This is a genomic window from Bacteroides muris (ex Afrizal et al. 2022) (genome assembly GCF_004793475.1).
Taxonomy (GTDB): domain Bacteria; phylum Bacteroidota; class Bacteroidia; order Bacteroidales; family Bacteroidaceae; genus Bacteroides; species Bacteroides muris.
In genome coordinates, this window is record NZ_SRYZ01000009.1 from 1 (window position 1) to 15,969 (window position 15,969).

The 15,969-nt window shown below is 47.4% G+C and carries 9 protein-coding genes; 4 read left to right on the plus strand and 5 right to left on the minus strand.

What is annotated here, in order from left to right:
* The first annotated feature begins 209 nt into the window (after window positions 1-209).
* The 4 genes from E5355_RS06035 to E5355_RS06050 all read left to right on the plus strand — a co-directional run bounded on the left by E5355_RS06035 (window position 210) and on the right by E5355_RS06050 (window position 6,207).
* Window positions 210-1,580, plus strand: a complete 1,371-nt coding sequence (locus E5355_RS06035) for a sigma-54-dependent transcriptional regulator (RefSeq protein WP_136009590.1) — start codon at window positions 210-212, stop codon at window positions 1,578-1,580.
* Complete coding sequence (locus E5355_RS06040; protein WP_136009591.1) at window positions 1,570-2,877, plus strand: sensor histidine kinase; 1,308 nt, start codon at window positions 1,570-1,572, stop codon at window positions 2,875-2,877. The genes E5355_RS06035 and E5355_RS06040 overlap by 11 nt, the downstream gene beginning before the upstream one ends.
* Window positions 2,878-2,972: 95 nt before the next feature.
* Entirely contained in the window at window positions 2,973-4,424 is a 1,452-nt protein-coding gene (locus E5355_RS06045; RefSeq protein WP_136009592.1) for a potassium/proton antiporter, read from the plus strand.
* A 115-nt stretch (window positions 4,425-4,539) separates the two neighbouring features.
* The gene (locus E5355_RS06050; protein ID WP_136009593.1) at window positions 4,540-6,207 is read left to right on the plus strand and encodes a long-chain fatty acid--CoA ligase; all 1,668 of its coding nucleotides are present in this window, start codon (window positions 4,540-4,542) and stop codon (window positions 6,205-6,207) included.
* A 220-nt stretch (window positions 6,208-6,427) separates the two neighbouring features.
* Here E5355_RS06050 and E5355_RS06055 read toward each other — a convergent pair whose 3' ends face one another.
* Genes E5355_RS06055 through E5355_RS06075 form a run of 5 tightly spaced genes read right to left on the minus strand, consistent with a single transcriptional unit; the run spans window position 6,428 to window position 15,963 of the window.
* Window positions 6,428-8,581: a glycoside hydrolase family 97 protein gene (locus tag E5355_RS06055; protein WP_136009594.1), complete on the minus strand. Its 2,154-nt coding sequence runs from the start codon at window positions 8,579-8,581 to the stop codon at window positions 6,428-6,430.
* Window positions 8,582-8,602: 21 nt separating this feature from the next.
* A complete protein-coding gene (locus tag E5355_RS06060; protein WP_136009595.1) occupies window positions 8,603-11,101 on the minus strand; it encodes a glycoside hydrolase family 31 protein in 2,499 nt (832 codons plus the stop codon).
* A gap of 33 nt (window positions 11,102-11,134) precedes the next feature.
* Window positions 11,135-12,940: a glycoside hydrolase family 66 protein gene (locus E5355_RS06065; protein ID WP_136009596.1), complete on the minus strand. Its 1,806-nt coding sequence runs from the start codon at window positions 12,938-12,940 to the stop codon at window positions 11,135-11,137.
* Window positions 12,941-12,953: 13 nt separating this feature from the next.
* A complete protein-coding gene (locus tag E5355_RS06070) occupies window positions 12,954-14,450 on the minus strand; it encodes a SusF/SusE family outer membrane protein (RefSeq protein ID WP_136009597.1) in 1,497 nt (498 codons plus the stop codon).
* 22 nt (window positions 14,451-14,472) lie between these two features.
* Complete coding sequence (locus E5355_RS06075) at window positions 14,473-15,963, minus strand: RagB/SusD family nutrient uptake outer membrane protein (RefSeq protein ID WP_168354288.1); 1,491 nt, start codon at window positions 15,961-15,963, stop codon at window positions 14,473-14,475.
* Window positions 15,964-15,969: the final 6 nt, after the last annotated feature.

Genomic DNA, 15,969 nt, shown 5'->3' on the forward strand with positions numbered 1-15,969 from the left:
GACAGTTGTTGAATTATCGTCCGACAGCTGTCGGACGATAATTCAACAACTGTCGGACGATTAATTCTTAGTAAGCAAAAATATAGAATAAAGCGGCATAAGGATTTGCTAAATGAGAAGGAGAATCTTAATACTTTGAAAACTGAGAGATTTGCCGAATATAATGCAGATAAATCATTAACTTTGCCCACAGAAAACAGAAATAGTTTATGGCAAAAAAAAACGGAAACATCCTGATTGTCGATGATAACCGAGGCGTACTTACCGCCTTGCAACTTTTGTTGAAGCCATATTTTGAAGGGATAATCACACTTCCCTCTCCCGTAACCCTGCCCAGCGTATTGCGGGAAAAGTCATGGCAAGTGGTTCTTCTTGACATGAACTTCACCTCGGGCATCAATACCGGCAACGAGGGATTATACTGGCTCCATGAAATAAAAAAGCAATGTCCCGCCCTGCCCGTAGTGCTGTTTACCGCCTATGCCGACATAGACCTTGCCGTACGGGGAATCAAGGAAGGAGCCACAGACTTCGTCGTGAAACCCTGGAACAACCGGAAACTGGTGGAAACCTTGCTGAACGCCGTATCGGCTTCTGAAACAAAATCTCCGGCCAACGGCCCAAATGCCGGACGTACGGCAGAAAACAGCCACCCGCTTGCGGATACCCGCAACATGTATTGGGGAAACAGCCCCGCCATGCAACAGCTTCGTCTTTTGGTGGAAAAAGTGGCCTCTACCGATGCCAATATTCTTATTACAGGCGAGAACGGTACCGGTAAAGAGATGCTGGCACGCGAAATACACTCCCTCTCATCCCGCAACCGGCAAGACATGGTAAGCGTGGATATGGGTGCAGTCACCGAAAGCCTTTTCGAAAGCGAGCTGTTCGGCCACATGAAAGGCTCTTTCACCGATGCCCGTGCCGACCGTGCCGGCAAGTTCGAAGCAGCCAGCCACAGCACCCTCTTTCTCGATGAAATAGGCAATCTTCCCTATCATCTGCAAGCCAAACTGCTGACTGCCATCCAACGCCGCAGCATTGTCCGGGTAGGCAGCAACACTCCCATTCCCGTAGACATACGGCTGATTTGCGCTACAAACCGCAACCTGCCCGAGATGGTGGCAAAAGGCGAATTCCGCGAGGATTTGCTGTACCGCATCAATACGATACACCTCGAGATACCCTCGTTGCGCGAGCGGCCCGAAGACATCATCCCCCTTGCAGAACTTTTCATCGCCCGCTTCTGCAAGCAATATGACAAACCCTTCGTCAAGCTGACGGACGGCGCCCGCGAGAAGCTTACACTCCACCCTTGGTACGGCAATATCCGCGAACTGGAACATGCCATCGAAAAAGCCATTATCATCTGTGACAACGACACCCTTCCCGCAGAACTGTTCCAGCTGGCACGGCGAACCGGCACTCCCGAAGCTTCCGCATCCACGCTCGAAGAAATGGAAATGCAGATGATACGGAAAACACTCGACAAATGCAGCGGAAATCTCTCTGCCGTTGCCGCACAGCTGGGCATCACCCGACAGACGCTGTACAACAAAATGAAGAAGTATGGCCTCTAATTATACATTCCGTGTTGCCGTCAGTCTGGCAGTAGCGCTCCTTGCAGGGGTGATGTGGACTGTCGACATATTTTGGGGCGCTCTCTGCACCGCGCTGCTTCCCATAGTCTTGTACTGGCAGCAGAAGCTATACCGCCATCACGTGCGGAAGGTGCTTTTCATGCTCGACGCCATCGAAAACAACGATAATGCCATCCACTTCTCCGAAACGGAAAACACTGCCGACGCACGCCTTGTGAACCGTGCATTGAACCGGGTTGCCCATATACTCTATAATGTGAAAAGCGAAACAGCACAGCAAGAAAAATACTACGAACTCATTCTGGACTGCGTGAATACCGGTATCCTTGTGCTGAACGATAATGGTGCCGTATATCAGAAAAACAGCGAAGCCCTCCGCTTGCTGGGCCTCAATGTCTTTACCCACGTCAGCCAGCTGAATCGCATAGACCCGCGTCTTTCGTCCCTCCTTGCCAATTGCCGGCCGGGAGACAAACTGCAAATGCCTTTCAACAACGAGCGAGGCACTGTAAACATGTCCGTCCGCGTCAGCGACATTACAGTCCGTAAAGAGCATCTGCGCATCCTCGCCTTGAACGACATCAACAACGAACTGGATGAAAAGGAAATAGATTCCTGGATCAGGCTCACCCGCGTACTGACACACGAAATAATGAACGCCGTCACTCCCATAACCTCCCTGAGCGATACACTGCTGGAACTGACCGAGGCACAAGCCTCCAAAGAAGAAATCAGAAACGGCCTGCAGACTATCAGCAGTACGGGCAAGGGCCTGCTCTCTTTTGTGGAATCATACCGGAAATTTACCCGTATTCCCACCCCCGAACCATCCTTGTTCTACGTAAAAAGCTTCATCGAGCGGATGGTCGAACTTGCCCGTCACCAGCACCCCAATGTCCGGGCCACCTTTCATACGGACATCGCACCAAATGACCTTATTCTATATGCCGACGAGAACCTGATATCACAAGTGGTCATCAATTTACTGAAAAATGCCATGCAAGCCATCGAATCGGATAAAAATACAGATAAAGAAGGACATATCAACATACATGCCTACTGCAATGAAGCAGAAACCATACTGATAGAAATTTCCAACAACGGACCTGCCATTCCCAATGACATCGCTGAACACATATTTATCCCCTTCTTTACGACCAAAGAGGGCGGAAGCGGTATTGGACTGAGTATTTCCCGGCAAATCATGAGGCTGTCCGGCGGAAATCTATCTTTATTACCAGGTAAAGAAACCACATTTATTTTAAAGTTCAATTGAACTATTTTAGATTTGTATTTGTTAAACACATTGCATATCTTTGTACTATTATACATTAAGAAAGAGCACATTGCAAACTATATAGCATAGAATTTATGATATTTACAGCAGGAAACATACTACTTATAGGTTCCATATTACTTTTCGTCAGCATCATTGTCGGCAAGACCGGATACCGTTTCGGGGTACCAGCGTTATTACTTTTTCTTGTCGTCGGCATGCTGTTCGGCAGTGACGGATTGGGGTTGCAGTTCCACAACGCCAAAGAAGCACAGTTCATCGGCATGGTTGCCCTCAGCATTATTTTGTTCTCCGGCGGTATGGACACCAAGTTTACGGAGATAAAACCCATATTAACTCACGGCATTGTTTTGTCAACTGTAGGAGTACTACTCACGGCCCTCTTTACCGGATTATTTATCTGGTGGCTGTCTGGCATGAGCTGGACCAACATCCACCTGCCGCTGATAACCTCCCTTTTGCTTGCATCCACCATGTCATCTACCGACTCAGCCTCTGTATTCGCCATTCTGCGTTCACAAAAAATAAACCTGAAACATAATCTGCGCCCCATGCTGGAGCTGGAAAGCGGTAGTAACGACCCGATGGCATATATGCTGACCATCGTGTTGATTCAATTCATCCAGTCCTCCGGAATGGGAGTTCCCCAGATATTAAGCTCTTTTGCCATACAGTTCATTGTCGGCGCTGCAACCGGTTATTTCCTCGGAAAGCTGGCCATCCTTATGCTAAACCGGCTGAATATAGACAACCAAGCACTCTATCCTATCCTATTGCTGTCTTTCATATTTTTCATCTTCTCCATCACCGACCTGCTGAAAGGCAACGGTTACCTGGCCGTGTATATTGCCGGAATGATAGTGGGCAATAACAAAATCATGCACCGGAAAGAGATTTATACCTTTATGGACGGACTGACCTGGCTTTTCCAAATCATCATGTTCCTCTGCCTCGGTCTGCTTGTCAACCCCCATGAAATGTTGGAAGTTGCAGTCGTGGCATTGCTCATAGGCATATTCATGATTGTTGTGGGACGTCCTCTCAGCGTTTTTCTCTGCCTGCTGCCCTTTGGCAAGAGAATCACCCTCAAGTCACGGCTGTTCGTATCGTGGGTAGGATTACGTGGCGCAGTACCCATTATCTTTGCCACCTATCCCGTGGTAGCCAATGTGCCCGGTGCCCATGTCATCTTCAACATTGTATTCTTTATAACCATCGTCTCGCTAGTCATCCAGGGTACCACAGTCTCCCGGGTGGCCCGGCTGCTAAACCTCTCTACCCCGCTGGAAAAAACCGGAAATGATTTTGGAGTCGAACTGCCCGAAGAAATTGACTCCAACCTGCACGATATGACCATTACACAAGAAATACTGGACCAGGCAGATACTCTAAAAGATATGAACTTGCCCAAAGGTACACTGGTGATGATTGTAAAACGCGGAAATGAGTACCTTATTCCGAACGGGACATTAAAGCTTCATGCCGGTGACAAGCTGCTTCTTATTTCGGAAAATGGTAAGGAATAAGAATTACGGATAGGTTTCTATCCGTCCCAAGACAAGAAAAAAGCGGAAACTATTTGCTTTGCATCACTATAAGACCTATCTTTGCGCAGTTTTAACTAAAGTGTGCAACAGCTGAATGGAACAAGAACAAGGGTTCATCGATTATATAGAACAAAGCATTATTAAAAACTGGGATCGCAATGCCCTGACAGACTACAAAGGAGTTACACTACAATACAAAGATGTGGCAAGAAAAATAGCCAAATTCCATATCGTATTGGAAAGTGCCGGTATACAGCCCGGAGACAAGATTGCCGTTTGTGGACGTAACAGTGCACATTGGGCAGTCGCTTTTCTGGCAACGGTTACCTATGGAGCCGTCATTGTTCCCATTCTGCATGAGTTCAAGGCTGACAATATCCACAACATCGTCAACCATTCCGAAGCCAAATTGCTATTTGTCGGCGACCGCGCATGGGAGAATCTAAATGAAGAGGCAATGCCCCTGTTGATGGGAATTGTACTGCTGACGGATTTCACTCCGGTGGTTTGCCGAAATGAACAACTGATGGAGGCTTTCGAACACCGCAACGTCCTCTATGGCGCACGCTTCCCCAAGAATTTCCGTCCCGAGCATATCAGCTACCGCAAAGAGGAGTCGCCCGAAGAACTGGCTGTCATCAACTACACTTCAGGGACTACGGGATATTCCAAAGGGGTCATGCTCCCTTATCGTAGCCTGGAGTCCAATGTAGCCTATTGCCATGAAATGCTTCCCGTACGTCCGGGAGACCATATCGTATCCATGTTACCTCTGGGACATGTCTTTGGCATGGTGTACGATTTCCTGTACGGTTTTTCCGCAGGTGCCCATCTGTACTTCCTTACCCGTATGCCGTCTCCCAAGATTATCGCACAGTCATTCTCCGAAATCAAGCCACGGGTCATTTCATGTGTACCGCTCATCGTAGAGAAGATTATCAAGAAGGACATTCTGCCCCGGATAGACAATAAAATAGGCAAGTTGCTGCTGCGGATGCCCATTGTCAACGATAGAATAAAGGCTGACATGCGCAAAAAGGCAATGGAGGCTTTTGGCAACAATTTCGATGAAATCATTATCGGAGGAGCACCGTTCAATGCGGATGTGGAACGTTTCCTGAAGCAGATAAGTTTCCCCTACACCATCGCATATGGCATGACGGAATGCGGTCCCATCATTTGCTCCAGCCGTTGGGAAACACTGAAACCGGCTTCCTGTGGCAAAGCAGCCACCCGCATGGAAGTGAAGATTGCCTCCCCCGATCCGCAGAACGTGGCAGGAGAAATAATCTGTAAAGGTGCCAATCTGATGCTGGGCTATTACAAGAATGCCGAAGCCACCTCCCAAATCATCGATATAAACGGCTGGCTGCACACTGGTGACCTTGCAACGATGGATGCCGAAGGATATGTCACCGTCCGCGGACGTAGCAAGAACATGCTACTCACAGCCAGCGGCCAGAATATCTACCCCGAAGAAATTGAAAGCAAGCTGAACAACATGCCATACGTATCCGAATCACTCATCCTATTGCAAAAAGACAAACTTGTGGCCCTTATCTATCCCGATTTCGACGATGCATTCGCCCACGGCTTGGAGCAATCGGACGTTGAGAAGATTATGGAGGACAACCGGAATGAATTGAATCTGCAATTACCGGCCTACAGCCAGATTACAAAAGTCAAGATACACTTCGAGGAGTTCGAGAAAACAGCCAAGAAGAGTATCAAGAGATTCATGTATCAAGAGGCAAAAGGATAAGGGGAATGGGGCAAACTGCTCTTTTAACGCTTTCTTTTTGTTAACAAAAATAGAAGCAAAGGAACAAACAGCTAATAAGTGTTATAAAACACACTTTTTTATTTGGATAATTTGCACATTCTCCCAATATCCGTATCTTTGCAATGTGTTTTTCATAGTATTAGATTTAAGGTTAACAAAGGTTGGAGTACAGCGGTACTCCTTTTTTTATGCCCGTAAATCAGATATTCCCGGAAAGCCTCTTCAGTCCCTTCAATACAGATTTATCTTTCACCTCCATGATGCTGATGGCATAGCCTCCACCGGAAGCAGCTTTCAGTTTCAAGACCGTTTTGGGAGAAACTATACCTTCACGGATAACATAAGCTTGCGGATTTGTCTTATAATCAGCATCTTTTGCATCGGCATAGACGGTTGCAATATACTGCTTGTCTGCATCCAGGAAATCCAGTTTCATAGTTGAAGCATGTCCGTGCTCACTGCTGGTGCAACCGATAAACCAATCATTCGTACCTTTTGCCTTACGGGCAACAGTGATGTAACGTCCCGGCTCAGCTTCCAGATAGCGGCTGTCGTCCCAATCCACAGCCACATCTTTGATGAACTGGAAAGCATCCATGAAACGTTCATAGTTCTCAGGAAGGTCGGCAGCCATTTGTAGAGGGCTGTACATAGTGACATAGAGTGCCAGCTGACGCGCCAAGGTAGTATTGGCATGCGTATGGCTGTTCGGATTCAATTTATTGATGTCCATTTCAAAGATACCGGGCGTATAGTCCATCGGGCCGCCTTGCAGACGGGTAAACGGAAGTATCGTTGTGTGGAAGGGCTTGTTACCGGAAAAAGCCTCATACTCCGTGCCTCGGGCAGATTCATTGCCTATCAGGTTGGGATAGGTACGGCATAAACCGGTCGGACGTACCGCTTCATGGGCATTGACCATTATCTTGTGTTTGGCAGCTTCGGTCACGGCGTATAGGTAATGGTTGTTCATCCATTGTCCATAGTGATGCTCGCCACGGGGAATCATATTGCCTACGTAGCCACTCTTTACCGAATTATATCCGTATTTGTTCATCAGCCGGTAGGCGGCCTCCATGTGCCGCTCATAGTTACGGACGGAAGCCGATGTTTCATGGTGCATCATCAGACGGACACCCTTGGAATGGGCATATTCATTCAGATACTTGATGTCAAAATCGGGATAAGGAGTCACGAAATCGAAAACATAATCCTTGGAATTACCGAACCAGTCTTCCCAACCCGTATTCCAACCCTCCACCAATACCTGGTCAAAACCGTGTTCGGCAGCAAAGTCTATGTACTTCTTCACATTAGCCGTGTTGGCCGGATGAATGCCGTTCGGTTTCATCTTGGAATAGTCCGTATCATCCAGTTTCACAGAAGGGAGGTCAAAAGTATATGCCCAGGGCTTTCCCCCTGCAATCATTTCCCACCATACGCCGACATATTTCACCGGCTTAATCCAGGAGGTATCATCATACTTGCAAGGCTCATTCAGATTGAGAATCAAATTGGAGGCCAGTATCTCGCGGGCATCATCACTGACCATGACCGTACGCCAGGGAGTATGGCAGGGAGACTGCATATATCCTTTATTTCCTTGGGCGTCCGGAGTCAGCCAGGATTCAAAAACGAGGTTCTTGTCATCCAGGTTGAGATGCATGCAGGAGTAGTCCACCAAAGCTGCCTCGTGCAGGTTAAGGTACACTCCATCAGCTGTTTTAAGCTGTATGGAAGTCTGGACACCCGTCGGCGAAAAGACAGTTTGTGACGCATTGTCGCTCACAGCTCCCTGCAGCAGTCCACGGATTTCAGAGAGCCTGGACTCCGTGTAATCATATTCCTGGGTATCATAATCTCCCGGAATCCACCAGGCAGTATGGTCGCCGGTCATGGCAAACCGGGAATGCTCTTCCTTTATCACAAAATAAACCAGATTCTTCTGTTGCGGAAACTCATAACGGAATCCCACGCCGTCATCATATACCCGAAAACGGATATTCATAAAACGAGTGGTAGACGGTTGTTCAAGTTCTACCAGCAATTCGTTGTAGTGGTTGCGGATATCTTTTGTTTCCCCCCACACCGGTTGCCAGGTTTCATCGAAAGTGGAAGTAGAAGTCCTTACTACTTTGAAACCATCCATCAGGCTGGTAGCTCCTTTAAGTTCCAGTCCCAACGTACTGAGATTGATGACAGGGGCCCCTTTATAATCCACCTGATAGGCTGGTCTCCCGTCTTTTGTCAGTTCAAAATCCAGCTTCACCATGCCCGAAGGGGATGAAATGCCTTCAGCATTCCCCGCTAGGGCAGAAAAAAGCAAAGCCGCGCTAAGTACAAATTTCTTCATAATAATGATATGTTTTTTGTGTTAATAGATAAACTCAATGATATGCTCCTTTCCATCATCCGGTAACCTCAGCAGGCAGGTCTCCTGCTTCTTGTCGGGACACCAGGCAGTTATCGTAAACTCTGTCTCCCGATTTTCTTCCAGCTTTCCGACATTCGTTTTCTTGATTTTCTGACCGTCCAGCAAAGCCGTTTTCGGCATCTGTTCCGTATAGATGCAGAACATCAGGTTTCGTTGGCCGGGTAAGCTATATTTCTCACCGGTCCGTGTACCTACTTTCAGCGTATAGCCTTTGTCGGTAGTCTGGCAAGTAATAGGAGTGCGCATGAACTCTCCACGCAAATATCCTAAATCAGTTCCTGCATCTTCATAAAGCGAGAAGGTTGTTTCACTGCCCGCTGCAGCAGGAAATATCTCAAACGTAACCGGATAGACAAGTTTCTCGTCCGTATAGTTCATGACCGGCATTTGGGGTATGATGCTTCCTTGCTTTACAAACATAGGAATAGTATTGAGGGGAGCATCCACCGTCATCCATTGCTCACCGCTATATGCTGTGTGTTTGTTGTTGTAGTCAATCCAAGTTCCTTCAGGAAGATAAACATTTTTATTTCTCGCTCCTTTTTTTACTACCGGAGCAACCAGTAGCTCACTGCCAAACATAAACTGGGCATCCGTAGAGAACGTTTCCATATCTGCCGGATATTCCAGAAACATCGGTCGCATGAGGGGCAACCCCGTTTCGTGTGCTTCGCGGGCATACGTATAGATATAAGGCAAAAGGCGATATTTCAATTCGATGGCTGTCTTGGCATTCTTCTCGGACTCTTCGCCGAACAGCCACGGCTCCACAGCCACGTTGCCCTCATGATGAATGCGGCTCAGGGGATTGAAAGCGCCCATCTGTATCCACCGCGTATAAAGTTCAGCCATCGCAGGATAATCCTCTATATCTCCGCAATAACCGGTAATGTCACAAGTAGTAAAAGGAATAATTCCTAAACCGGCAGACAACAATACCGGAATCTGATTGGCCATCTGCCCCCAGCCCTGCGTCACGTCATCACCGTTTCCACAGTCACCAGTCCAGCCGAAGGTATAGCGTTGCAAGCCCGCAAAAGCGGCACGTGTCATCTGAAATACGCGACGGTCAGGATTCCGTTTTTCAAACTGCTCCTTCACCACCTTATCCCACGTAAGACCATAAACATTGTGAATCTCATCATGCATGCCCAAATGGTGTTTCATCACCAGCCGTTCCGTCTGCTCCTCATTGCTCCAGGCAGGTTCACCCATATCAGTCCAGAAACCGGCAATGCCATCATCAATGGGCTTCTGCTGATAAGCTCCCCACCAGTCTGCCACAGCAGGAAGGGTGAAGTCTACTACGCCACAATTACCACCCCAGGGCCAGGGCATGTCATAACTCCTGCCGTCGGTGGAGTCCTTTACCAGATACCCTAACCTATCGGCTTCCTCCCATTGCCGCTTATTGGCTTGTGAAATGACCGGATCTTGCGAAACCACCACCTTGAAGCCCATATCCTTGAGGTCTGCAAGCATCTTTTTCGGATTCTCGTAGTTCCCTTTCCGCCACTCGAAATCCTGCAAATATTGTGTCCAGCCGATGTCTTGGTAAATAACATCACAAGGAATTCCACGCTTACGATAGCCTTCAGCTATTTCATAAGACAATTTCTCGCTCGTCAGCAGTCCCCGGCATTGTGCAAAGCCCAATGCCCATTTAGGAGGCATTATGGGTTTTCCCGTCAGGTCGACATATTGTTTCATGATTTCCTTATAATCCTTCCCGAAGATGAAATAATAAATCATCTCTCCCCCAGGAGCCTCGAAACTGTAGTAATCGCGGCTTTCCGTACCAAACTTAAATTCGGTTTTATACGTATTGTCCAGGAAAATACCATAACGATAACTGCTCATAAAGAACGGAATACTCTTGTAGAGCGGATCCTCAACGATGCTATAACAAGGCTTGTCGCTATTCCACATCTTGTAGGCTTCACCCCGACGATCCAGCTTGCCGGTCTTTTCTCCCAGGCCGAAGAAGTGTTCATCGCGACGAAGAATCTTGTATTCCAGTTTGCGTTGTCCGTCACTGATATGTCCTTTATCGGCATAATCACTGAACAGCAGTTTCTGATACTTGTCGAATATCTGTAAGTTAAACGGGGATTTGTTTACCCGAATGCGAAGCTTGGGAGTAAAAATCTCGTAACAAGCATTCTGCTCGTCCACATGAACAGTACCCACATCTTCCAAGTCCTCATTAACAACGGCAAAAGAAGGATTATTGCGCTGGAAACTTCCATCGGGAGAAAACCAGATACGCACCGTAGACTGGCTGCACAGGCGCAATTGTATGGCAGAACTGTCATTCAAATGAAAGGTCACACTCCGCTCGTTGCTGGTATAGGACGTACAGTCTCCAGTACGGCTCTGCGCATATGCACAGACCGTAAATGCACAGACCGTGAAAAATAAAAGTATATATTTCTTCATTACCATAATCTGTTTGTTCCTTAATAAAATATTTTACTCCATCACAAGCATTGTCCAGTACTTCAGCAAAGGCAAGGTAAAGGTAACCGTACCGTCTTTCTGTTCAAACACCAGTTCCTGCGAAGCACCGGCATGGAAATCGGGCGATGCAACCCATATCTTGTTCACTTTGCCGGAAACATTCATCTTCAGCGGTACGTCAGATACCAAGCGCGGTTCAGGCATTGTCCCATTCAAATCCCTCCAACTCAAATTATCTGCATTGAGGAAGTTAAGCAAATGAATGACTTGCCTGCCATTTACATTTTTGGCATAAACAGTGATGGCAGACTTCTGCGGTGGCCACACATTCAGAGAAAGATTCTGTGTGGCATCCGTACAAGTCAAAGAAACAGCTATCTCCGCCTCCGTATCCTTGTCACGAAGTAGATTCTGATAAGCTGTCATAAAGTCATAATAACGAATCATGGCTGTTTTCAGTACATCGTTCATTTGCAAAGCCGTGCTTGGAAAGTACTCGCGGCATAGCATGTGGTCGCCCAATTCCAAATGTGAACCACCCAATGCAAACATCACGGCATCCGTCAGCAGCACACCCGGTGTATTGAACTCACCGGTACTGCTACCTGCCTTGTCATAGTTCATGTATGCGGCAAACACCGTTTTCAAGGTATGGTTGCCATACTGGTCGTTCGCCTTGATAATGGTGTGCAAATCCTTGAAGCCTGCCTCATCGCCCCATACTTCATTATAAAGGAAATCCACTTTACCCGTACCAGCTATCTGGGAAGCTCCATAGCTGGAGACGGCATTCATCACCAAACGCTTGTCCGGATGCTTCTGTTTCATGGCTTCGATGAACGAGGCATATCCCTTAGGCAGATTTACCTTATTGCCATCATAGTCATAGCGGTCACCCCGGTTTCCCAGTTGGTCTATCTGATAACCGTCAAAGTCCAGATTGGCATAAACATCATCGTTTTTCTGGGCAATATATGCCTGCCATTCCGTATTGGTGGGATTGAGCAGGAAGATATTACTTTTCCAACTGGAGGGCAAGTCATGCGAATCCTTATCCATACGTCCCGTGTTCTTGAATATGTACCATTCTTCCTTTACTCCGTCGGAAACGGCATCGTCCAAAGCTCCGAAACATAGATTGTAAAACATGGACTTCATGCCCAGGCTGTGTTGTGTAGAGATATACTTCTTCACTACCTCGGTATAGACCTCCCGGTTGGCAATGTCCTTATAGAGCTCGTCCAGATGCTCACGCGTACCACCTAACGGCCAGTGATGCTTGTTGTGCCAATCCTGAAACTGTACCCCGTTAATGTGGCAACGGTTCAGGAAAGCCATCTCCTTCTCTATCACTCCATCCACCTTTTTCGAAGCATCAAAAGTGGCAACGAAACCATAACGTGGAAAACGTGTCCAGTCACTGGATACATCTACGGCAATAGTACCAAGAATAACCTCTGTTCCATTCTCTTTTGTACGGTATACATCCACCAGATAACCGGTATAATCGGTTGCCGGAGCAGTCCAAGTCCAAGTAGTACCGACAGCAGCCTGCTCCGATACAACCTTGTCCATTGTCCGGTAGCGGATTTTAGCTCCGGCAGGAAGGGCGTCAGCTGTAAAAGAAACACTCTCGCCCGGCCGGTAACATGCCTTGTCGGTAGTGAGATTGACCGTCAAGTCCGAGGTGACTGGGGTTACTTCCGTAACCCCTCCACTCTCTCCGCCTCCACCGGTACCGCTACCGGTATCATCACTCTCCTTGCTGCATGCAACCAGCAGCAAGGCTACCATTGTTGTATAAACTATCTTCTTCATCTATTGTAGATACCTATTGTTTCACGATTGAAATTGTCTCTTCCAGCTGATTCAAAGTAATCAGATAGGAACCTGCTGTCGTAATCTTCCACTTCTGGTCGATGCCGCCTACCATCACGTCCAGATATTGCGCTTTGAACGCTTCGTCTGATTTATCAAGGAAAAGCATCGGTTCAGTTTCTCCGGCAGGCTGTTTGTCTGCTACAGCCGGCATAAACCAGGCTCCATTCCAATCTTCCTGCTTATCACAAGTAAATTTCAACTCACCGGCATTCAGCGTACCTTTCCAAGTGAACACATACGGATTATCCGTTGTCTGCATCGGCGTAGCATCACCAATCGTCCAACCGGCCGGAGTAGCATCACCTACCATATAAATCATCTCATACGGAGTAAATTCGCTCATCATCATGCGTTCCTTACCACTACGGATATCCATGCAAATCTTGTAGGCCTTGCCGCATTCCCCGTCTTTCAGCACCCATTTATTGTCCGGGTCGAACCCTTTCACAAACACCACTTCTGTATCGGTATAAGCAGCATCGGCGTTCTTGGCCTTATACATATTCTCCCAACTTCCATCGGAGGTTCCGAACTTGAATTCCCCTCCTTTGCCCACTTCGAAGAACTTGCCGAAGCGGAACAAGTATGGGTCGAGCACATCTTGTTTCATCTTCACGAATCCCCAATCCGTAGCGTTACCCACAAAATAAAGCTGGTCATAGACAGGTGCCAACGTCTCTGTCTGGGTCAATGTAAGAACACCGGTAAACAGATTGGCCTCGACGATGTAATTATGATCTTCTTCGACAATAAAAGGTATGTCCGGCTGGTCATCACTGCTACGAAGCATCAGCAAGCCGTCTGTTCCCTTGTTGTAAGAGGGCAGGAATGAGCCTAAGGTCGTGATGAACTTAAATTCACCCGCAACAAGTCGGCCCGTCCATGTAAAGATACCATTGTCCTTGCGGATCATTTCTGTCGCATCATCGGCACTCCATCCGCCCGGAGTGGCACTACCTATAAGATAAAGGGTGGATGTAAGCGGTTTATAAGCAGTAACGCTGAAAGCAGTGATAGATACCTGCTTTTCGTCCCGTTCCGTTACAACAGCTGTCAACCGCGCCTCCAGCGAAATGTTCTCCCCAGCAGTTGCCCCAAAATGGTTGCGCAGGATGTCATTCAATTCCTCCACGTTCTTTTTCCATGAGTATTCTTGTACGGCATTCTCCACAGCCACATAAGAGTTTGCAAAATTACTGCCGGCCTTTGCCAGTTCCAACGTATAGGATATTTTATTGCCCGTCCCATAATTGGTTCCCGTAGTCCAGGAAAGCTCCAGGGCATCATCGGCATGTGCCTGCTCATTCAAAACAACTTCCGTCTTGCTGACCGTCAGTACAAGTTCATTCTGTCCTTTATCCAATTCCATGTAATCATCATCTACACAAGCAGATAAGGCTGCACAGCCCAGTAAGGCAAATACAAGGTGTGAAATATATTTCTTCATATTATTCTTCTGATTAAATTAATTAATAACCCGGGTTCTGCACCATTAAGGTATTAGCATCCATCTCCGTCTGCGGAATAGGGAACAGCAAGCGGTTCTTGTTCACGTTGCTCTTTCCAATGGAATGCAGGAATTTAATGGCATACTCTCCATTGTTGACACGAATCATGTCGAACCAGCGATGCCCTTCGAAAGCTAGTTCCATGCGGCGCTCATGGATAATCTTTTCACGCATGGTTTCCTGTGACAAGCCCGAAACCTCCGGCAGTCCGGCACGCTTACGTACAATATTCAAAGGAGCGGCAGCCTGGTCAGGGCGTCCCATTTCATTCAAAGCTTCGGCCTTCTTCAGCAGGACGTCCGCATAACGATAAATTACGAAGTTCGCAGGATTGGTGTTATACTCCGGAGAAACCGTTTTCGACACTAGGAACTTGCGTACATTGTATCCCGTATTGGAATAAGAGCTTTTGTAAGCCTTACCGTCAAAGTCCGGACATCCGGCATAAAGCACGGTCAAATCCTTACGTTTGTCACCGCTCTCATATTGCCCCACAAATTCTTCTGTAGGCTGGTTCCAGCCATAACTTCCGGCAACAAAATCCGAATTACGGGGCCCCATGAAAGTGGAAAGCCAGGAAGACTGCGGGTTGTTCCCCCAGAAATCATATTCCGTATTTCCCGAATACTGGACTTCGAATAAAGATTCCGGCCCGTTATTGACCAATGCATCGAAATTGTCCTCATACTTGCAGGAAGAAAGGTCATACCCCAAATTTGTTATCTCATCACACAAATCAGATACCTCCTGATAATATTCCGTATGATTAGGAGCCAGCGTCAGATAAATATCTGCCAACATGGCCAAAGCTGCATCTTTGCAAGCACGTCCCACATTTTCGTCGTCGTAAGAAGACTTGGCAGGAAGCAGGTCAACCGCATTCTTACAATCGGAAATTATCTGGGCATAAGTCTCTTCGACTGTAGCGCGTGCAATGTCTGTCGGTTCTCCCGGATTATAAGGAGCCAAACGCAGTGGAACACCACCGTACAGACGTACCAATACATAGTAATAATGTGCACGGAGAAAATAAGCCTCTCCCAGACAGCGGTTCTTGATTCTCTCTGACACGGCTTCAGCCTCCAAAAGACTATTCAACACAATGTTGCATTGTCCTATCCCCACCCAGGGAGAACGCCACATGTACAATGCCATGCCATTGTCGCTCTGCGTTATGAAGTTAGAAGCTTGTATCGTTTCAAGACCATCAGTACCGCCACCGGCACCAACCAAGCTATTGCCTGCCACAATATCCAATGTCCAGATACGCTGGTTGTACATATTGGAAGACTGAAGGGTGCGATAGCAGGCATTGGTCAGAGCAATGGCCACATCATCGGTCACCGTCGTTTCCGGGTCAACCGTATTTTTAGGAGACTTGTCCAGGAAGTCGCTGCAGGAAGCCAGCAGCAATACCGCCAGCATATATAGTAAATTTGTTATCTTTTTCATATCCGA